Here is a 19044-nt window from a genome sequence, read left to right as displayed (position 1 = left end):
GTTCGCTCATCCGGGATCATGCGGTCTGGCCGGATCTGGAAAGAAGCGGATACGCTCTTCGACTGATCCGACCAGGACCATGCAGTACGCTTCAGCAGCAATCCGGCCGCTGGGCGTGACGGGCAAGGTGCCCGTTATTTACGAGAAGGATGGACGCCATCCGAAATAAGAAAACCATGGCAGGATCGCAGGCCGCTGATCGCATTCCAGCGCCCCGCAATCTTGCGCATGGTTTTTTTGTTTCTGGGGAGTCCGCCTTCGATCATCTCATGAAAGAAGATACCCATGTTTACCAAGCATTCCGTCGAGATCGACTGGGGTGGGCGTCCGCTCAAGCTGGAAACCGGCAAGATCGCCCGCCAGGCTGACGGCGCCGTCGTCGCCACCTATGGCGAGACCGTCGTGCTCGCGACCGTCGTCGCCGCCAAGGCGCCGCGGGAGGGCGTCGACTTCCTGCCCCTGACCGTCGACTATCAGGAAAAGACCTACGCCGCGGGCCGCATTCCCGGCGGCTATTTCAAGCGCGAGGGCCGTCCGACCGAGAAGGAGACGCTGGTCTCCCGCCTGATCGACCGCCCGATTCGCCCGCTGTTCGTCGATGCCTGGCGCAACGAGACCCAGGTGATCGTGACCGTGCTGTCGCACGACATGGAGAACGATCCGGACATCGTCGCGCTGGTCGGCGCGTCGGCAGCGCTGACCTTGTCGGGCGTTCCGTTCAAGGGCCCGATCGGCGCGGCCCGCGTTGGCTTCGCCAATGACGAATATATCCTCAATCCGACCCTCGACGAGATGGCCGACACCCAGCTCGACCTGGTCGTCGCCGGCACCTCGGACGCCGTGCTGATGGTGGAATCGGAGGCCAAGGAGCTCAACGAGGACATCATGCTCGGTGCGGTGATGTTCGGTCACCGTCACTTCCAGCCGGTGATCAACGCGATCATCGAGCTCGCCGAAAAGGCCGCCAAGGAGCCGCGCGACGTCGCGATCATCGACAACGCCGCGATCGAGAAGGAGATGCTCGGGATCGCCGAGCAGGACCTGCGCACCGCCTACGCGATTCCGATCAAGCAGCAGCGCTATGCTGCCGTCGGCGCCGTCAAGGAAAAGGTGATGGCCTACTTCTTCCCCGAGGGGCAGGAGCCGAAATACGACAAGCTCCGTATCGCCGCCGTGTTCAAGGAGCTCGAGGCCAAGATCGTCCGCTGGAACATCCTGGACACCGGCAAGCGTATCGACGGCCGTGACGCCAAGACGGTGCGTAACATCGTCTGCGAGGTCGGCGTGCTGCCCCGCGCCCACGGTTCGGCGCTGTTCACCCGCGGCGAAACCCAGGCGCTGGTCGTGACCACGCTCGGCACCGGCGAGGACGAGCAGTACATCGACGCGCTGTCGGGGACGTACAAGGAGACGTTCCTGCTGCACTACAACTTCCCTCCCTACTCGGTCGGTGAGACCGGCCGTCTCGGCGGCACCAAGCGCCGGGAGATCGGCCACGGCAAGCTCGCCTGGCGCGCCATCCACCCGGTGCTGCCGCCGCACCACGAGTTCCCCTACACGACGCGCGTCGTGTCGGAGGTGACCGAGTCCAACGGTTCGTCGTCGATGGCGACCGTGTGCGGCTCCTCGCTGGCGCTGATGGATGCCGGCGTGCCGCTGAAGCGGCCGACCGCGGGCATCGCGATGGGTCTGATCCTAGAAGGCAGCCGCTTCGCCGTGCTGTCCGACATCCTCGGCGACGAGGACCATCTCGGCGACATGGACTTCAAGGTCGCGGGCACCGAGAGCGGCATCACCTCGCTGCAGATGGACATCAAGATCGAGGGCATCACCGAGGAGATCATGCGGGTTGCGCTGGGTCAGGCCCGCGAAGGCCGCATCCACATCCTGGGCGAGATGTCCAAGGCGCTGACCGCCGCGCGCGCCGAGCTCGGCGAATACGCGCCGCGCATCGAGACCTTCAAGATCCCGACCGACAAGATCCGCGAAGTGATCGGCACCGGCGGCAAGGTGATCCGCGAGATCGTCGAGAAGACCGGCGCCAAGGTCAACATCGAGGACGACGGCACCGTGAAGGTCGCCTCCAACGACGGCGAGGCGATGAAGGCCGCCATCAAGTGGATCAAGTCGATCGCCTCCGATCCGGAGGTCGGCCAGATCTATGACGGCACCGTCGTCAAGGTGATGGAGTTCGGTGCCTTCGTGAACTTCTTCGGCACCCGTGACGGCCTCGTGCACATCTCGCAGCTCGCCGACAAGCGCGTGCAGAAGACCACCGACGTCGTCAAGGAAGGCGACAAGGTCAAGGTCAAGCTGCTCGGCTTCGACGACCGCGGCAAGACCCGGCTGTCCATGAAGGCGGTCGACCAGACCACCGGCGAGGATCTCGAGGCCAAGCAGAAGGACGCGCCCGCCGAGGCGCGCGAAGCCGCCGGCGAGTAAAGCCGGGGCACCCTTCGAGTGAAACACAAAGGGCGGCTTTCGAGCCGCCCTTTTTTGTTGTCCTATCGGTCGCACACCCTCGCGCGTCCCAGGTCATGGCTGCGGATGCAGAGGCCAGGCCGTCACCCCGCTTCAGGTCACCCCACATGCACCATCCTGTCATCCGCCCCGCTCGCCCGGACGAATACGACGCCATCGCGAGGCTCTGGATGGAGAGCTGGTGCTCGACCGGGCTGGAGCGCCCGAGCGACACGCTGCTGAGCCTGCTGAAGGAGCGCGTGCCGCGCGAGATGGAGGGTGGCTGGAGCCTCTATGTCGCTGATGACGGCGGCCAGCTCGCGGCGATGCTCGCGATCAACGTGCCCCTGCTCTATCTCGACCAGCTGATGATCGCCCCCTCGCATCAGGGCCGCTCGCTCGGCCGCCGCCTGCTCGCCTTCACCCGCGAGCTGCTGCCCGACGAGGTCTGGCTGCGTTGCGCCGAAGGCAACGGGAAGGCGTGGCGCTGGTACGAACGCGAGGGCTTCGCGCTGGAAAAGAAGCAGGCTGATCCGCTGCACGGCCGCATCATGAAATATTATCGATGGAGGCGTGGCGACCGGGCGGCGGACTCATGATCGCGGAGCGTGCAAGCGCTGATCTTGCACGTGTCGGCCGGAAACCGTTGCGTGCGCCTTCGCGGGCGAACTAAGTTCGGGTTCCCGCTCGCTTCGTCAATCTCGAACATCCGCCATGTCCGCACCGCTCCTGCTGATCCCCCGTCTTGCGCTCGTCGGTCTCGCTGCTGCCTTCACAACTGCGGCTTGGGCCCAGGCTCCGTCGACGATGACAGCCCCGGCCAAGGCCGCGCCCGCCGCCAAGAAGTCCTCGGGAAAGAAGCCGGCGGCAAAGCCGATCGCTGTTGAAAGCGGTCCCTGCCGGCTGGGCGTCATTGCCGCGCTCGGCGACCAGCTCGCCGTCAGCAAGTTCGGCCTCACGGTGTTCGAAACCGAAGAGGACGAGGTCACCCTGCCGGGTTGGGGACTGGACGACCTCGCCGTGGCGCGCGTGCGTGCGGCGACCGCCGGCGATCCGACCGTCCGCAGGGTCGGCTATCCCAAAGGCGCGTTCGAGCCCTACTACCATCCGACGTCGCGCTTCCTGCCCGATCCGAAGGAGAGCCTGACCTCGATCGTGCGCAACGTCACCACGAATGCAAATTGCGAACGCTACCTCGTGGTCACCAGGTTTGAGGCGACCATTCCCAACACCACCCTGAGGCTCAGGGGCATTGGCGCTTACAATCAGGGCCTCGGATCACTCATCCGGCACTCGCACCTGTTCGCGAACGTCAACATCACGCTGATCGACGGCCATTCCTACGAGAAGATCGGCTCATTCTCGGCGGATACCGGCGCACGGCTGGCCGAGACCATGAGGCTCACCGAGGATCCCCTCAACAAGCTCGACAATGCCGACTTCCCCGAGCCTCTTGCCGCCGCAGCCACGAGCACCGTGCTACGCGAACGCCCGCGCAGCCTGGTCGCGGCGAAGCTCGATCGCGACCTGCCGAGCTACCTGAAGATCGAATGAGCCGTCGCCCGCTGTCATACGCCTCGAACGGGCTTCACCGTCCGCATTCGTTTCTCCCAGCACGAGTTTTCCCAGTGACGATTTCACGCCTGCTCGCGCCGCTGCTCATTGCCGTGCTCTGGTCGGGCACCAACGCCCTGGCGGAATCGTCACCTGCGCCGCTGAGCGCCAAGCCTGCGGCAAAGCCGGCGGCCGGCGTTGCCAAGGCCGCCAAGCCGGCAAGGGCCGTCCGCGAGGGCGGACCGTGCGAGCTCGGGGTGATCTCAGCGCTCGGCGATGTCTTCACGGTGCAGAAGAACGGCATGACCCGTCTGGGCAACGAGTACGCCGAAGTGCCGGTCTCCTGGGGTTTCGACGATCTCGTCTACGCGCGCGTGAAAGCAGCCGCGGGTGATGCCGGGATCCGCCGCATCAGCGTCCCCAAAGGAGCATTCGATTCGTTCTATCAGTCGCCCCCGGTCAAGGCCGAGAACGGGAAGCTCACACCCATCGTCAGGAGGGTGGCCGGTTCGGCGGGGTGCGCTCGTTACCTCGTGATCACCCGCCGGACCGACAGCGAACCCTCGACGAACGACGAGGTCACCGGCGTCGGCGTGGTCAATCGGGGCGAGGGTTTTGGCCGGATCAGCCACGTCTTCATCATGATCGATATCCAGCTCTATGACGGCGCGACATTCGAGACGCGCGAGCCTGCCACGAGTTCCAAGGCGCTGCTCTCACGGCTGACGTCCGGCGTCGGACCGCCGTCTCATGCCGGCGACGTCGACAACTCCGCATTTCCCGCCTCGCCGCCGGATGCCGCGAACAACAACGTGCTGCGTGACATGGCGCGCTCGATGCTCAAGTTCCGGCTCGACCAGCGCCTGCCGGCTTATTTTGAGCGCGAATAGAACCATCAGCTCGGCGCGTCATAGCCTGATCTTCAGCACCGCATGGCCTGACTGCTGGACGAGGCCGGACGGCGTCGCGTTGATGCCGTAGCGAACGCTGAGGTCGAGGCGATCGTTGCCCGCAGCGACAAGACCAAGCCCGGCCGAGTAGACCCAGGGCGACAGGCTGAGGCCCCGGGTGACGAAGCCGTCGCCGCCGCCGGAGAAGGCGGCGCCGATCTGCAATGCCTGGTTCAGCGCGTTGTAACCGACGCCGACATCGCTGATCAGACGAACCTGCGTTGTCGGCGCATAGACCGCTTTCAGCTGCGCCGTCGTCACGAGTTCCTGATAGACCTGAGGATCGACGTCGAGGCTGAAACCGCCGGCACCGCTTTCCCGATAGGAGCCGCTGCGAACCGTGCCGTAGTCCAGGCGCAGTGCAGGAACGAGCGCGAGGTCGTCTCGCAGCGGAATGCGGGTCTTGATGCCCGCACCGGCGTGGCCGCTGTAGGAACGATAGCTGCCGCCGGCGGACGCACCCATGAAGTTCAGTGACCGGCTTTCGCCGTTGTCGCTCGATCCGCCGTCGAGCTGATAGTCGAAGGTGACATCAGAACTGACGGCGTAGGCCCCATAGAGCCCGAGCTGATAGGAGGCGAGACCGAGACGGTTTGGCACCGCATCGTCGCTTCCGCTGATCGTGTGATGAGAATAGCCAAGAACGCCGCCGATGATGGCGCGGGACGAGACGGCCACATCGGCGCCGAGCGCCAGACCCGCGCCGACGGCACTATACCCGGGAACGCCATCACGTCCTGTCTGCTGCGCGGTGCCGCCGAGAGGCTGCATCCAGACATTGCGGCCAGCAGCCCAGCCGGTGCTGCTGACCTCATCGAGCCTGTTGGTCATCGTCTGCCGGAAGGCCTGCTGGCTGACATAGGTTGCCTGCGACGCCGCCCCGGTCAGCACCGGCAGCGTCTGCTTGACGGCGGCACTGAGCGAGGGACCGCTGAGATTGTCGAGCGCGGCAAATCCCGAGACCATCGATCCGCTCCAGCCGGCCGACGTCATCGACAGCCGGTACAGCACGTCGGCGGCTTCCAGGCCGACGCGGCCGCCGGCCGACCGAAGCGCAGTGCCATAGGGCTGGATCAGCGACATCGTCGCCAGATCGCCGGTCATGCTTCCCGTGAGATCATACGTCGAGGTGACCATCTGCGCATTAGACGCATTGCCGCTCATCGCGCCATAGAGGCTGGTCAGGCTGCCACGCGACAGCGTATTGAACAGCACGCTTCCCTCCGGGGTGACCGAGCCGAGCAGGGTGAAGCCACCGGCCGTGCTGCCCGTCGGCGCGACGCCCGCGCCCCAGAAATAGCCGTTCTGATAGTTGGTGATGACGAAGCGGCCCGGCGCCTGCGTGCCGAACAATGTCGGACTGACGATCCGCCACGGCGTGCCGGCGGTCCATGCCCATTGCGGGACGGAGTTGGCCGGCACCGGTGCTGACGGCGGCGGCGTGAAGGTCGCGGGATCATAGGGCAGCATGTAGGCCCAATGCGTCACCAGCAGGCTGTCGCCGGTGATCATCTGCATTTCCATGCTGGTCACGCCGTTGACGTTGCGCATATAGCCGAGCCCGACGGTCGCAGTGCCGCCGCCGGTCGGCGTGAACAGCATGGTGATCTGGCCGCTGGTGGTGACGAAGCCCTGGATGGTCGAGGTGTCCGTCAGCAGCGCCGGGCCGATCCTGAGCTGCGCGACGCTGGTGCCGGTGAAGGCGCCGTTGGTCGCGGTGCCCAGGGTCCACAACGTCTGGTCACCGATCGGGACCGGATTGGAGAAGCCCGTCTTCGGCGACAGGTAGGCGAGCAGTTGCGCCGTCGGCACATACCAGTTGGTGTTGGAGATCGTGGAGTCCCAGACGCTCGATTGCGCCTTCGCCGGCCCTGCGCCCCCTGCCGCAAGCACGATGCCGGTCATCGCGCAGAGAGCGATGACACGGACTTTCGAACGCAGCATCAATCGCCCCCACGACTTGTCTTGCTGCCGGCGCGAGCGTCTGGCTGACGGCCGCGGCCGATGCACCGGTCATGATGCATCGCAGCGTCATCGCAACAGCCAACCGCAAGAGTTGCGCCAATGCCTCCTGATTAGCCGTTCAGGAACATTGTCTTCAACTGGGAAAATTTGGGTCGATCGGAGGACGGAGTCTCGCGCCCCCGATACCGCCGATGCGCGCGGAGGTCAGTCCGCCTTGAGATCCTCGGGGCGCGGCATCGAGATCACGTTATATCCAGAGTCGACGTAGTGGATCTCGCCGGTGACGCCACCGGACAGCTCCGACAACAGATACAGCGCGGAGCCGCCAAGCTCCTCCAGGGTCACGCCGCGGCCGAGCGGCGAGTGCTTCTGCTGGAACGCGAACATGAAGCGGGCGTCGCCGATGCCCGAGCCCGCCAGCGTGCGCACCGGGCCGGCCGAGATCGCGTTGACGCGGATGCTGCGGCGGCCGTAATCGGCGGCAAGATAGCGCACCGAGGCTTCCAACGCGGCCTTGGCGACACCCATCACGTTGTAGTTCGGCATCACGCGGTTGGAGCCGTCGAAGGTCAAGGTGATCATGCTGCCGCCGCTCTCCTGCATCAGCTCGGCGGCGCGCTTGGCGATCTCGGTGAAGGAGAAGCAGGAGATCAGCATCGTGCGCGCAAAATTCTCGCGCGACGTGTCGGCATAGCGGCCCTTGAGCTCGTTCTTGTCCGAGAAAGCGACGGCGTGGACGATGAAGTCGAGCCCGCCCCAGGCTTCGCGCAGCGAAGTGAACACGCCATCGACGCTGGCGATGTCCTCGACGTCGCAAGGCAGCACGTGCTTGACGCCGAGCTCGTCGGCCAACGGGCGGACGCGCTTGCCGAGCGCGTCGCCCTGATAGGTGAAGGCCATCTCGGCGCCATGCGCAGCCAGCGTCTTGGCGATGCCCCAGGCGATCGAATGGTCGTTGGCGATGCCCATCACAAGCCCGCGCTTGCCCTTCATCAGACCCTGCATGATGTCTCTCCTTCGTCATGCCGGGATCGGCCCAGCCAGGATGATCGTTCCGCCTTCGAGACGCCAATGGCCGGACATCGGTGCGAAGAATGAGCTTCGCGCTGCTGCCCGGCCATGATGCCGACGAAACCAGTGCTATTGAAATCTTAAGCGTCGAGCTGCTTGAACACCAGCGTCGCGTTGGTGCCGCCGAAGCCGAACGAGTTCGACAGCACGGTGCCGAGCTTGGCGTTGTCGATGCGCTTGCGCACGATCGGCATGTCGGCGAAGGCGGGATCGAGCTCGGTGATGTTGGCGCTCTCGCAGATGAAGCCGTTCTTCATCATCAGCAGCGAATAGATCGCCTCCTGGACGCCGGTGGCGCCGAGCGAGTGGCCGGTCAGCGCCTTGGTGGCGGCGATCGGCGGGCACTTCTCGCCCGATCCGAACACCTTGCGGATCGCCTCGATCTCCGGCGGATCGCCGGCCGGCGTCGAGGTCGCGTGCGGATTGATGTAGTCGATCTTCGTCTTCACGGTCGACAGCGCCATCTTCATGCAGCGCTCGGCGCCTTCGCCCGACGGCGCCACCATGTCGTAGCCGTCCGAGGTCGCGCCGTAGCCCGCGATCTCGCCGTAGATCTTGGCGCCGCGCGCCTTGGCATGCTCAAGCTCTTCCAGCACGAGGACGCCGGCGCCGCCGGCGATCACGAAGCCGTCGCGCGTGACGTCATAGGGCCGCGACGCGGTCGCGGGCGTGTCATTGTGCTTCGACGACATCGCGCCCATCGCGTCGAACAGCACCGACAGCGTCCAGTCGAGCTCCTCGCAGCCGCCAGCGAACATCACGTCCTGCTTGCCGTACTGGATCATCTCGTAGGAATTGCCGATGCAATGATTGGACGTCGCGCAGGCCGAGGAGATCGAGTAGTTGACGCCCTTGATCTTGAACCAGGTCGCCAGCGTCGCCGAGGCCGTCGACGACATCGCCTTCGGCACGGCGAACGGACCGACGCGCTTCGGGCCCTTGGTGCGGGTGATGTCGGCCGCCTCCACCAGCGTGCGCGTCGAGGGCCCGCCGGAGCCCATGATGATGCCGGTTCTGACGTTGGAGACGTCGGTCGGCTCCAGCCCGGAATCGAGGATGGCCTGCTCCATGGCGACGTGATTCCACGCGGCGCCCTCGCCGAGGAAGCGCATGGCGCGGCGGTCGACCACGTCCGCGGGATTCAGCGTCGGCGCGCCTTGCACCTGCGAACGAAACCCAAGCTCGGCATATTTCTCAGCACGGGAGATGCCGGACTTCGCCTCGTACAGGCTGGCAAGCACCTCCTGGGTGTTGTTGCCGATCGATGAGACGATGCCCATGCCCGTGATGACAACCCGCCTCATGATGTCCGCCTCACCTTGCTCGTGTGTTGTGTTGCAGTCGTGCCTGCTGCACTGTCTGTGGTCGCAGCCTGCCGGTTCAAGTCGGCGCGGCGTCCTGCTTGAACAGGCCGACCTTCAGGTCCTTGGCGCGATAGATAATCTCGCCATCCATCGAAAGCCACCCGTCGGCAATACCGAGCACCAGCTTTGAGCGCATCACGCGCTTGATGTCGACGTTGTACACAACCTGGCGCGCGGTCGGCAAAACCTGGCCGGAAAACTTGAGATCGCCGAGGCCCAGCGCGCGGCCGCGCCCTGCGCCGCCCGTCCAGCCGAGGTAGAAGCCGACCATCTGCCACATCGCATCGAGGCCGAGACAGCCTGGCATCACCGGATCATTCTTGAAATGGCAGCCGAAGAACCAGAGATCCGACTTCACGTCGAGCTCGGCGCGGACGACACCCTTGCCGTACTCGCCGCCGGTCTCGGAGATCTCGACGATCCGATCGAACATCAGCATCGGCGGCAGCGGCAGTTGCGCATTGCCGGGGCCGAACAGCTCCCCGCGGCCGCAGGCCAGCAGGTCCTCGTATTCATATGCGCTGCGCCGATCCAGCATGCTTGGTGGCCTTTCTCAACGATCCCCGGTGGAATTTGTGCCGCGCGACATGGACCCTTCCCGCGCGCCGCCCCCTTCCGCGCCGCGCTGGCCGGTCATCGCGTCGGCACGAAGGCTGGGCCATCGCACCAGGCGAACATGACCGCTGTCGGCGGCGGGCTTAACGACGCCTGGATTCGCGCACATGGCCATCACGGCCGCCGGCGCTCACCATGGCAGGGCAAATCGGGTCCGGGCGCTCTCTAACATAGAGGATTGCGGCGTCAATGCGCGTATCCAGGTAAATCGACGCAGCACCGGGCCCCGCGCCCGAACCGGGCGGCAAATGCAGTTTAGGGGCGTTCTAGATACGTTAGTTGCGATAAGCTTGCATCTGAATGGGTTTCTTCCTATATCAGTTGTGGATGAGAGCGAATTGTGCGGTGCTTGAAGTGGATGTCAGCAACAACGCCTCGATGAATGGTCATGATCGCGGCAACCCGGATCTCGGGAGCGGCCGGCAGCCGGCACTCAATGGCTGCCCATGGCACGACGTCAACGAGATGCTGCAGGCGGCCGGGCTGCGCCCGACCCGCCAGCGCATGGCCTTGGGCTGGCTGTTGTTCGGCAAGGGTGCGCGGCATCTGACCGCCGAAATGCTCTATGAGGAAGCGACGCTGGCCAAGGTTCCGGTCTCGCTCGCCACGGTCTATAATACGCTGAACCAGCTGACCGACGCCGGTCTGCTGCGCCAGGTCAGCGTTGACGGCACCAAGACCTATTTCGATACCAACGTCACCGCCCACCATCACTTCTATCTCGAGAACAACCACGAGCTGGTCGACATCCCTGACCAGCATCTGGCGTTGTCGAAGCTGCCGGAGGCGCCCGAAGGTTACGAGATCGCCCGGATCGACATGGTCGTCCGGCTGCGCAAGAAGCGTTGAGCCTCCGGAACATCGTCATAGAAGCATCATGCCCGCAGCCGCTGCGGGCATTTTTGTGTCGGGCGTGCGTCAGGATAGAGGTCAGCGGATGGCGCTGACCTGGGCCTTCAATTGACCTGCTCGTCGGCGTAGACGCCCCACAGCCGCTGCTGCTGGATCCAGCCTTCGAAACCATTGCCGAGCACGTGGCACCAGCCGTTGCCGCATTTCTTCACTTGCGCGACGACGCCGGCCTGCAGCCGCGCGGTGACCCCGCTCGTGGCGTCGGCGCTCTCATAGATCGGGGCGAGATCGTCCTTGTTCTTCATCGTGACCACCGCCGTGCGGCGCCCCGACAGCAAGGAGTGATAGACCCACCCCTCCGAGCCTTCGGAATCGCGCACGCGGCGCCAGTTCTCATATTCCGCGGTGATCTCGACCGGCAGGCCGGAGCGCGTATAGACCCAGGCCACGTCGTTGTCCTTGGTCGGACCGGCGCGAACGTTCACATGATCCGACTTCAGGCTGACATAGCGCGGCACCGGCAGGCCGCTGGTGGTGAGAACGGAGTCCTTCGCCGCAACGCGGCCCCTGCCGACGGCAACGTCGAACAGACAGACCAGCAGCACCACGACAGCACCCAAACGCCACAACGTCGATTTACTCAACTTACTCTCCCTCGAAAGGATCGACCCGCGCTCCGATCAAAGCGGATTGCGTTGCGATCCTTCGCCCGATCCCCATCGAACCGCCCGGCTGCCCCCCTTCGTGCTCGGAGAGGGCTTGCCGAAAGCGCCAGTCCCGACCCGCCGTTGGCTTCTTGTCTTGGCCCGGCCTTCTGCTAGACAGGACCGAACACAAGCGGCCAGGAAGCGCCTGAGAATCGCTCGCGAAGCCCTGTCAGGGACGGATCGGCCCACCTGCGAGATCCGACACGACCAGTCCAGGGAAGCGCCGCTCTCAGGCGACGACGGTAGTTTCGGCGAACCCGGTTAATGAGGTCTGAAGGATCTCATGAGAGCAGCACATGTCAGGTAGGAAAAAGCCCCTCGTCGTGGTGACACGCAAGCTGCCGGACTCGGTCGAGACCCGCATGCGCGAGCTGTTCGACGCCAGGCTCAATCTCGACGACGAGCCGATGAGCCAGGAGCAGCTCGCCGATGCCGTGCGCACCGCCGAGGTGCTGGTTCCGACGGTCACCGACCACATCAGCGCCGACATTCTCAATCAGCCCGAGTGCAAGCTGCGCATGATCGCCAACTTCGGCAACGGCGTCGACAACATCGACGTCGCCGCGGCGGTGGCGCGCGGCATCACCGTCACCAACACGCCGAAGGTCCTCACCGAGGACACCGCCGACATGACCATGGCGCTGATCCTCGCCGTGCCGCGGCGGCTGATCGAGGGCGCCTCGGTGCTCACCGAGGGCAAGAACTGGGCGGGCTGGTCGCCGACCTGGATGCTCGGCCACCGCATCGGCGGCAAGCGGCTCGGCATCATCGGCATGGGCCGCATCGGCCAGGCGGTGGCGCGGCGCGCCCGCGCCTTCGGCCTGCAGATCCACTATCACAACCGCCGACCGGTCGCGCCGGTGATCGCCGACGAGCTCGGCGCCACCTATTGGGAGAGCCTCGACCAGATGCTGGCGCGGATGGACATCATCTCGGTCAACTGCCCGCATACGCCGGCGACGTTCCATCTCCTGTCGGCGCGCCGGCTGAAGCTGATCCGCAAGGACGCCTACATCGTCAACACCGCGCGCGGCGAGGTGATCGACGAGGAGACGCTGACGCGGCTGATCGAAGCCGGCGACATCGCCGGCGCCGGCCTCGACGTGTTCGAGCACGAGCCGGCGGTGAACCCGCGCCTGGTGCGGCTCGCCAAGGCCGGCAAGGTGACCCTGTTGCCGCACATGGGCTCGGCCACGATCGAGGGCCGCGTCGAGATGGGCGAGAAGGTCATCATCAACATCAAGACCTTCCTCGACAACCACCGCCCACCGGACCGCGTGCTGCCGAGCATGCTGTAGGCCGACCAGCCATCTCAGCAATCGGTGTCGACCCTGCGAACGCAGGACCCATACCGCGCGATGTCTGAAAACGGGCACGCGGCTGATCGCGCATAACGTATTCAGTTCGGTGGCTATGGATCCCGGCTCAAGGCCGGGACGACAGCTCGGTCCGGCCGCCCGCCCGCTTCCGCCACTCGCCGACGAAAGACACGAACGCTGCCAGCGCCGGCGGTGGTTGGCGTCGGCTCGGATAATACAGATACGGCCCGGGGAACGGCGGACACCAATCGTTGAGCACGCTGACGAGGCGGCCATCCGCCAGCGCATCACGCACATGTCCTTCGAAGGTCGCCCAATAGCCAACGCCGTCACAGGCGGCACGGAAGGCCAGACCGAGCTGGACCGCGATCAGCCGAGCCGGCGGCGCGATCCTGATCACCTGCCCGTCCTTCTCGAACTCCCATTCCAGCATCGCACCGGACGAGAAGCGCGTCCGAATGCAGCCATGCTGCAGCAGGTCGCGCGGATGCGCGGGACGGCCATGCTGCGCAACATATTGCGGTGAGGCGACGATGGCGTAGCGCTGCGTTTCGCCGAGCGGTACGGCGATCATGTCCTGCGCCAGGTGCTCGCCATAGCGCACGCCGGCATCGAACCCGGCCTGCACGATGTCGACAAAGCCGCTGTCGGCGACGATCTCGAGCTCGATCAGCGGATAGGCCTGAAGGAACGGCGCGACCATCGGCGCCAGCACCAGATCGACCGCAGGCGGCGGCGCATTGATGCGCAGGCGTCCCGCCGCGACCTGCTGCTGGCCGCGCACCTGATGGATCGCCGCTTCGATCTCGGACAGCGCAGGCTCGAGCCGTGCCAGCAGCGCCTCGCCGGCCTGCGTCAGGCCGACGCTTCGCGTGGTCCGGTTGAGCAGCCGGACGCCGAGCCGCTGCTCCAGCTCCTTGAGCCGCTGGCTGAGGCTGGATGCCGCGAGCCCCTGCTCGCGCGCGGCGCGGCGGAAATTGCCGCTGCGAGCCACGGCAGCAAAGGCTTGAAGATCACGGAGGTCCGGCTCGCTCATTGTTCGACATGTTGAACAGTCCATTCGGAATTGTCCAGCTTTTCGAACCGCGGAAATCCGCCGATATCCGCGTTGTCCGGGCGGACCAGCAGGCCGCCTGCGCCAGCAAGAGGAGATTGATCATGCAAACCCGCCAACTCGGCTCGACCGGCCCCGAGGTTTCGGTCATCGGACTAGGCTGCATGGGCATGTCGGACTTCTACGGCCCCACCGACCGGTCCGAGAGCATCGCCACCATCCACGCCGCACTCGACGCCGGCATCACGCTGCTCGACACCGGCGACTTCTACGGGATGGGCCACAACGAGATGCTGATCCGCGAGGCGCTGGCCTCGGCCGGTCCGCGCAACGTGCAGATCTCCGTGAAGTTCGGCGCGCTGCGCGGCCCCGACAGGAGCTGGCTCGGCTATGACAGCCGGCCCGAGGCCATCAGGACCTTCCTGTCCTATTCGCTGCAGCGGCTCGGCGTCGACGCCATCGACATCTATCGCCCGGCGCGGCTCGATCCCAAGGTGCCGATCGAGGAGACCATCGGCACGATGGCCGAGCTGAAACAGGCCGGCTACATCCGGCATATCGGGTTGTCGGAGGTCGGTTCCGAGACGATCCGCCGGGCGCACAAGGTGCACCCGATCGCGGATCTGCAAATCGAATATTCGCTGATCTCGCGCGGCATCGAGAGCGACATCCTGCAAACCTGCCGCGAGCTCGGCATCGGCATCACCGCCTACGGCGTGCTGTCGCGCGGACTGATCAGTGGCCACTGGTCGAAGGACCGCGCCAATGCCGCTGATTTCCGTGGCCATTCGCCGCGTTTCCAGGGCGACAATCTCGACCGGAATCTTACCCTCGTGGACACGCTGCGCGGCATCGCCGACGAGGTCGGCGCCACGCCGGCGCAGGTCGCGATCGCCTGGGTGGCCGCGCAGGGCAACGACATCGTCCCGCTGGTCGGCGCCCGCCGCCGCGACCGCCTCGACGAGGCGCTCGGCGCGCTCTGCGTCAAGCTCACCGAAGTGCAACTCGCTGCGCTCGACAAGGCCTTCCCGATTGGCGTCGCGGCAGGCGAACGCTATCCGGAGTCGCAGCTGGTCCACATGGACAGTGAGCGCGGGAAGCGAATGTGAGCCGAGACCGGGCAAGCCCCTCGGCGTCGTCCCGGCGAACGCCGGGACCCATATCGCGTGACGTCTGAAACGGGCAGGCCGTCAATTCCGCGCGCCTCATCACGCTCACGGAGTATGGATCCCGGATCGGCGCCGCGCCGACGCTATCGCGTCGCCCCGGCTTGTCCGGGACGACAGCGGAGAGTGAGGCGAGAGTCTCTCAACTCATGACCGACAACTAGATGCGTGGCGGCCTCTCGGCTCACGCACACCTCACTTTCGGTGCGCACTCAAATCCGCAATCACAGGCCCGTCGCCATTCAACGGGTTCGCCGGATCGCGCCCGTAGCGCAGCGTCTCGAACCGCATCGTGCGCGCGTCCAGCATCAAGAGCCGGCCGACCAGACCCTCGCCGAAACCGACGATCTCCCGGATCGCCTCCAGCGCCATCATCGATCCCAGCATGCCGGCGAGCGCGCCCATGACGCCGGCTTCCGCGCAGGCCGGCACCGTGCCCGGCGGCGGCGGCTCGGGGAACAGGCAGCGATAGGTCGGATTGAACTGGCCCTTCTCGTTCCGCTCATGCGCGCGGATCGTCGTCAGCGACGCATCGAAAGTCCCGAGCGCGCCGGTGATCAGCGGCTTCTCGGCCAGGAAGCAGGCGTCGGAGACGAGATAGCGGGTGTCGAAATTGTCGGAGCCGTCGAGCACGAGATCATAGCCGCCGATCAGATCGAGCGCGTTGTCGGCATTGAGCCAGCTTCGATGCGCCACGACGCTCACATGCGGATTGAGCGCATTGATGCGCTCGGCGGCGCTCTCGACCTTGGGCCTGCCGATGTCGGGGGTCGCATGGATGACCTGGCGCTGCAGGTTCGACAGCGATACGACGTCGTCGTCGACCACGCCGATCGTGCCGACGCCGGCGGCGGCGAGATACATCAGTGCCGGCGCGCCGAGGCCGCCTGCGCCGACCACCAGCACCGCGGCGCGCTTCAGCGCCGCCTGACCGGGACCACCGACATCGCGCAGCACGATGTGACGGGCATAGCGCTCCACTTCTTCGTCGCTCAGCATCGTTACACCGTCCTTCCGCCGCCGCATCGCTGTCAGCCCATTGCCGGCCCATGGCGAAGACGGCGGATCTCCGCACTGAACCCTCGCCGGATTGTGACCGACCAAGCAGATGTGCTTATTTAGCGGCGCGGCAAGAGCATCGGGATTTGTCATGAGACGGCTGGCCACGGCAACCTTCATCTGCGGGATCGCCGCGTGCGCGTCGGTGCAGGCACAGACGCCCACGATGCCCGGCGCCAGGCCCAAGCCGGTCGCGACCCAGCCAGCGCGCCCGGGCGTTCAGGCGCCCGCCGACACCGCCAACGCGATGAGCCAGGCCGAGCGGCTTGCGCTGCAATCCGATCTTGCCTGGGTTGGCCAATACAATGGCGCCATCACCGGCGACGTCAGCGAGCGCATGGTCAATGCGATCAAGGAGTACCAGAAGCTATCCGGCGGCAAGCCGACCGGCGTGTTGAACCCGCAGGAGCGCGCCGTGCTTGCCGACACCGCGCGCCGCAAGCAGGAGGGCGTCGGCTGGAAGCTCGTGACCGAGCCGGTCAGCGGTGCCCGGCTCGGCATCCCGACCAAGCTGGTGCCGCAGCAGACCAGCGACGGCAACGGCTCGAAATGGACATCGCCCACCGGCACCGTGCAGGTCGTGCTGTCGCGCCGCAAGGAGGCCAACCCGACCACCGCGGCACTGGCCGACCGTGAAAAGAAGGAAGCCGGCCGCACCGTCGACTACAGCGTGGTGAAGCCCGACTTCTTCGTGCTCTCGGGCCTGCAGAACCTGAAGAAGTTCTACATCCGCGGCACCTTTCGGGGCGACGAGGTGCGCATCCTGACCATCCTCTACGACCAGGCGACCGAGAACACGGTCGAGCCGGTCGTGATCGCGATGTCGAGCGCCTTCACCGCGTTCCCGTCGACATTGGCCGCGCAGCCCGCGCCACGGCGCCGCGTCGATTACGGCACCGGCATCGTCGCCACCCAGGACGGCGCCATCATCGCCGATCGCGAGGTGACCGACGGCTGCGTGGCAATCACCATTCCCGGGTTCGGCCATGCCGAGCGCGTGGCCGAGGACAAGGAGCGCGGCCTGGCGCTGCTGCGCATCTACGGCGGGCGCGGCCTGAAGCCGCTGGCGCTGTCGGGCGGCAGTGCGAAATCGTCGGTCGACATCGTCGGCATCGCCGATCCGCAGAGCCAGGGCGGCGGTGCCGCGATCAGCACCGTCAAGGCGCAGCTCGCCGCCAACGGCACCGGCGACGCCTCGCTGGCGCCGGCGCCCGGGCTCGGCTTTTCCGGAGCGGCGGCGCTCGACGGCGACGGCAAGTTCGCCGGCGTCACCTTGCTCAAGCCCGGCGTCCTCGCGGGCACGGCACTGATCCCATCGACACAGGTCGTGATGGTCAGCGCCGATGCGACGCGTGCGTTTCTCGCCTCGCATGGTGTCAAGCCCGACGGAACCTCGCTCGACGCCAAGGCGGCCACGGTGCGCGTGATCTGCGTGCGGAAGTAGAGCCTGCGCCAAACCGGTTCGGCATCGCGATCGTGCCGCTGTGCACTGCAGCGCGGCAGCGTTTACGCAATGTTAAGCATGTCGTTTTAGAAAAAATTAAGGGCCCAACGGCGGCCGGCGGGGATCGGACGTGCAGCATCGCGACTGCATGGGATGATGCTCGGCGATGCCGATCGCTCGCCCGCGGCTCGCTGCCGCTCAACTTCCTAGCACCTTGCTATCAACTCGGAACGGCTCCCGCCGTAGTCAACCGGTCTGTGCAGGCACAGGCCGAGCGTGAGAAAGTTCGAACAGTTTTGTCGGCGTGCTGATTCGGACCACCGCGATCCCTCTGTTAGTTGGATCGGGCCGGGACTGTCCTGAGCGAGAATAGCTCCGCACCGCGCAACCGCGATGCACTCAGCTTTGGCGTTCTCATAAGTTCCGTCAACATCCGAAGGACTGTCTCCCGATGTACACGATCGTTTTGGCCACGCAGAAGGGCGGCAGCGGCAAGAGCACGCTGGCGATTGGTCTGGCCGTGGCCGCGCAGCAGGCCGGCCACAAGGTGCGCGTGATCGAGACCGACCGTCAGGGCACGCTGACCAAATGGCAGGCGCGCCGCGCCGCGGGCGAGCCGATCGTCGAAGCCGGCTACGACGCCAAGATGATCGAGCCTCGCCTCGAAGCGCTGGCCCGCGACGGCTTCACTGTCTGCGTGATCGACACCGGGGCCGGCATCACGGCGTCCACGACGGCCGCGATCCGCCACTGCGATCTGTGCCTCATTCCGGCGCGTCCGAGCGTCGCCGACATCGAAGCGACAGCACCGACCTTGAGCATCGTGCGCGCCTGGCGCAAGCCGTTCGCCTTCGTGCTCAACCAGGCCCCGATCCGCGGCGGCCATCGCGTCACCGATGCGACGACTGCGCTCGACGCCGACGCGCCACGCGACATCGCGGAGGTGCTGGCGCAGCCCTTCATCATGATGCGCAACGACCACCAGGACGCGCTCGCCGCCGGTCTCGGCGTCAGCGAGTTCGATGCGGCCGGCAAATCGGCGCAGGAGATTCGCAGCCTGTGGCGCTGGACCGCCGGCAAGCTTGCAGGCGATCACGTCATGCACGACGCGGGCGAACTGAAGGACGCGAGCGAGCACGCCGAGGTCGAGTTCCCGATCATGCTGACGCCGCCCACCGAGGAAGCGAAACTGCCGGTGGCGCGGGTGTATCCGACCTGGGCCGACAACGGCATCAACTGGAAGGCGGGATTGTAGTCCTCGTTAGTTGGACCCGAGCTTCTGCCGCGACGGCGGTGCGCTCCCTGGCCCCGCTCTTGCGGGGAGAGGGTTGGGGTGAGGGGCAGACGCGGGGCAGACACACGGGAAGTGTTCGTGGTGAGACCTGTCCCCCCATTGGCGCTAACTTACCATTTTGCTGCCGGAAATGGATGATTCCTCGGTCGAGTGACTGACGAATCGCTTTC

16 protein-coding genes are annotated in these 19044 nt (G+C 65.8%); 9 read left to right on the top strand and 7 right to left on the bottom strand.

Annotation, left to right across the window (positions count from 1 at the left end; genetic code table 11):
• Positions 1-285 precede the first annotated feature (285 nt).
• From pnp to QX128_RS16330, 4 genes are all read left to right on the top strand, one after another.
• Positions 286-2442, top strand: a complete 2157-nt coding sequence (gene pnp, locus QX128_RS16345; protein ID WP_315803936.1) for a polyribonucleotide nucleotidyltransferase — start codon at positions 286-288, stop codon at positions 2440-2442.
• Between the two features lie 146 nt (positions 2443-2588).
• On the top strand, positions 2589-3059 hold the full coding sequence (locus QX128_RS16340; RefSeq protein WP_316237955.1) for a GNAT family N-acetyltransferase: 471 nt from the start codon (positions 2589-2591) through the stop codon (positions 3057-3059).
• Positions 3060-3174: 115 nt separating this feature from the next.
• Positions 3175-4014, top strand: a complete 840-nt coding sequence (locus tag QX128_RS16335; protein WP_316237954.1) for a hypothetical protein — start codon at positions 3175-3177, stop codon at positions 4012-4014.
• A 74-nt stretch (positions 4015-4088) separates the two neighbouring features.
• The gene (locus QX128_RS16330) at positions 4089-4904 is read left to right on the top strand and encodes a hypothetical protein (RefSeq protein ID WP_316237953.1); all 816 of its coding nucleotides are present in this window, start codon (positions 4089-4091) and stop codon (positions 4902-4904) included.
• 18 nt (positions 4905-4922) lie between these two features.
• On the opposite strand, the gene QX128_RS16325 is transcribed toward QX128_RS16330, so the two are convergent.
• The 4 genes from QX128_RS16325 to fabA all read right to left on the bottom strand — a co-directional run bounded on the left by QX128_RS16325 (position 4923) and on the right by fabA (position 9902).
• A complete protein-coding gene (locus QX128_RS16325) occupies positions 4923-6908 on the bottom strand; it encodes an autotransporter outer membrane beta-barrel domain-containing protein (RefSeq protein ID WP_316237952.1) in 1986 nt (661 codons plus the stop codon).
• 225 nt (positions 6909-7133) lie between these two features.
• Positions 7134-7934 (bottom strand): enoyl-ACP reductase FabI, encoded by an 801-nt coding sequence (gene fabI / locus QX128_RS16320; protein ID WP_316237951.1) that lies wholly within the window; start codon positions 7932-7934, stop codon positions 7134-7136.
• Between the two features lie 146 nt (positions 7935-8080).
• Positions 8081-9304, bottom strand: a complete 1224-nt coding sequence (gene fabB, locus QX128_RS16315) for a beta-ketoacyl-ACP synthase I (protein ID WP_315803942.1) — start codon at positions 9302-9304, stop codon at positions 8081-8083.
• Between the two features lie 76 nt (positions 9305-9380).
• On the bottom strand, positions 9381-9902 hold the full coding sequence (gene fabA / locus QX128_RS16310) for a bifunctional 3-hydroxydecanoyl-ACP dehydratase/trans-2-decenoyl-ACP isomerase (protein ID WP_316237950.1): 522 nt from the start codon (positions 9900-9902) through the stop codon (positions 9381-9383).
• A gap of 455 nt (positions 9903-10357) precedes the next feature.
• Here fabA and irrA point away from each other — a divergent pair, with 455 nt between their 5' ends.
• Positions 10358-10828: an iron response transcriptional regulator IrrA gene (gene irrA / locus QX128_RS16305; RefSeq protein ID WP_315803979.1), complete on the top strand. Its 471-nt coding sequence runs from the start codon at positions 10358-10360 to the stop codon at positions 10826-10828.
• A gap of 107 nt (positions 10829-10935) precedes the next feature.
• Here the strand turns inward: irrA and QX128_RS16300 are convergent, their stop codons facing one another.
• Positions 10936-11421, bottom strand: coding sequence for an SH3 domain-containing protein (locus QX128_RS16300; RefSeq protein ID WP_315803980.1), 486 nt, complete (start codon positions 11419-11421; stop codon positions 10936-10938).
• Positions 11422-11834: 413 nt separating this feature from the next.
• Between QX128_RS16300 and QX128_RS16295 the strand changes: the two genes are divergently transcribed.
• Complete coding sequence (locus QX128_RS16295) at positions 11835-12836, top strand: D-glycerate dehydrogenase (protein WP_315803944.1); 1002 nt, start codon at positions 11835-11837, stop codon at positions 12834-12836.
• A 127-nt stretch (positions 12837-12963) separates the two neighbouring features.
• On the opposite strand, the gene QX128_RS16290 is transcribed toward QX128_RS16295, so the two are convergent.
• Positions 12964-13893 carry a LysR family transcriptional regulator gene (locus tag QX128_RS16290; protein WP_315803945.1) on the bottom strand — a complete coding sequence of 310 codons (930 nt, stop codon included), beginning with the start codon at positions 13891-13893 and terminating at the stop codon, positions 12964-12966.
• A 122-nt stretch (positions 13894-14015) separates the two neighbouring features.
• Between QX128_RS16290 and QX128_RS16285 the strand changes: the two genes are divergently transcribed.
• Positions 14016-15020, top strand: a complete 1005-nt coding sequence (locus QX128_RS16285) for an aldo/keto reductase (protein ID WP_316237949.1) — start codon at positions 14016-14018, stop codon at positions 15018-15020.
• Positions 15021-15272: 252 nt separating this feature from the next.
• On the opposite strand, the gene QX128_RS16280 is transcribed toward QX128_RS16285, so the two are convergent.
• Positions 15273-16076 (bottom strand): molybdopterin-synthase adenylyltransferase MoeB, encoded by an 804-nt coding sequence (locus tag QX128_RS16280; protein WP_315803981.1) that lies wholly within the window; start codon positions 16074-16076, stop codon positions 15273-15275.
• A gap of 151 nt (positions 16077-16227) precedes the next feature.
• Here QX128_RS16280 and QX128_RS16275 point away from each other — a divergent pair, with 151 nt between their 5' ends.
• Complete coding sequence (locus QX128_RS16275; RefSeq protein WP_316237948.1) at positions 16228-17580, top strand: peptidoglycan-binding protein; 1353 nt, start codon at positions 16228-16230, stop codon at positions 17578-17580.
• Positions 17581-18031: 451 nt separating this feature from the next.
• The gene (locus QX128_RS16270) at positions 18032-18835 is read left to right on the top strand and encodes a ParA family protein (RefSeq protein WP_316179014.1); all 804 of its coding nucleotides are present in this window, start codon (positions 18032-18034) and stop codon (positions 18833-18835) included.
• Positions 18836-19044 lie beyond the last annotated feature (209 nt).

This window comes from Bradyrhizobium sp. SZCCHNR1015 (assembly GCF_032489875.1).
Lineage (GTDB): Bacteria > Pseudomonadota > Alphaproteobacteria > Rhizobiales > Xanthobacteraceae > Bradyrhizobium.
The sequence above is the reverse complement of the archived record's forward strand: the minus strand, read 5'-3'. Positions and strand labels throughout refer to the sequence as shown.

What these genes read in the sequence shown, in the direction of transcription:
- QX128_RS16335 (WP_316237954.1), top strand. Translation starts at nt 3,175, where the DNA reads ATGTCCGCACCGCTCCTGCTGATCCCCCGTCTTGCGCTCGTCGGTCTC.
- QX128_RS16270 (WP_316179014.1), top strand. Translation starts at nt 18,032, where the DNA reads ATGTACACGATCGTTTTGGCCACGCAGAAGGGCGGCAGCGGCAAGAGC.
- irrA (WP_315803979.1), top strand. Translation starts at nt 10,358, where the DNA reads ATGAATGGTCATGATCGCGGCAACCCGGATCTCGGGAGCGGCCGGCAG.
- QX128_RS16275 (WP_316237948.1), top strand. Translation starts at nt 16,228, where the DNA reads ATGAGACGGCTGGCCACGGCAACCTTCATCTGCGGGATCGCCGCGTGC.
- QX128_RS16290 (WP_315803945.1), bottom strand. Translation starts at nt 13,893, where the DNA reads ATGAGCGAGCCGGACCTCCGTGATCTTCAAGCCTTTGCTGCCGTGGCT.
- fabA (WP_316237950.1), bottom strand. Translation starts at nt 9,902, where the DNA reads ATGCTGGATCGGCGCAGCGCATATGAATACGAGGACCTGCTGGCCTGC.
- fabI (WP_316237951.1), bottom strand. Translation starts at nt 7,934, where the DNA reads ATGCAGGGTCTGATGAAGGGCAAGCGCGGGCTTGTGATGGGCATCGCC.
- QX128_RS16325 (WP_316237952.1), bottom strand. Translation starts at nt 6,908, where the DNA reads ATGCTGCGTTCGAAAGTCCGTGTCATCGCTCTCTGCGCGATGACCGGC.
- QX128_RS16285 (WP_316237949.1), top strand. Translation starts at nt 14,016, where the DNA reads ATGCAAACCCGCCAACTCGGCTCGACCGGCCCCGAGGTTTCGGTCATC.
- QX128_RS16280 (WP_315803981.1), bottom strand. Translation starts at nt 16,076, where the DNA reads ATGCTGAGCGACGAAGAAGTGGAGCGCTATGCCCGTCACATCGTGCTG.
- pnp (WP_315803936.1), top strand. Translation starts at nt 286, where the DNA reads ATGTTTACCAAGCATTCCGTCGAGATCGACTGGGGTGGGCGTCCGCTC.
- QX128_RS16340 (WP_316237955.1), top strand. Translation starts at nt 2,589, where the DNA reads ATGCACCATCCTGTCATCCGCCCCGCTCGCCCGGACGAATACGACGCC.
- fabB (WP_315803942.1), bottom strand. Translation starts at nt 9,304, where the DNA reads ATGAGGCGGGTTGTCATCACGGGCATGGGCATCGTCTCATCGATCGGC.
- QX128_RS16295 (WP_315803944.1), top strand. Translation starts at nt 11,835, where the DNA reads ATGTCAGGTAGGAAAAAGCCCCTCGTCGTGGTGACACGCAAGCTGCCG.